This is a genomic window from Aequorivita sp. 609 (assembly GCF_014212065.1).
Lineage (GTDB): Bacteria > Bacteroidota > Bacteroidia > Flavobacteriales > Flavobacteriaceae > Aequorivita > Aequorivita sinensis.
On sequence record NZ_JACJVM010000040.1, the window covers coordinates 1 to 350 of the forward strand.

Annotated in this window: 1 protein-coding gene; it reads right to left on the bottom strand. The window is 34.6% G+C overall.

The features are described 5' to 3' along the window. Window positions 1-33: 33 nt before the first annotated feature. Window positions 34-350 (bottom strand): integrase core domain-containing protein (locus tag H4O20_RS12595; protein ID WP_221442857.1); only part of this gene is annotated, 317 nt, incomplete at its 5' end.

The window sequence follows — 350 nt, forward strand, 5'->3', positions numbered from 1 at the left end:
TGTATATCCCTGATTAGTGTTGACCGTTATTTATTAATTTAGATTATCAAAAATAGTCATCAATTTTCTTTCTTGAGGCCTCAAGAAAGAAAATTGATTTATGAACTTCTCAGGGCTCATTCTGTCGTTATTGTTATGTAATCTTTTACTGTTGTAATTCTTGACCGCTTTTGCCGTCATTCTTTTTAACTGGATAAATGTCTGTGGCTTCCAATGATCAAGATATTCCTCTTTTATGGTTCTATTGATACGTTCAGCATAGGCATTGTCATGGGCTGAGAGTGCCATACTTATTTGGCTTCCATTTTCCCTTAAAAGATCAATATATCCCTTGTAGGTATACTGACTCC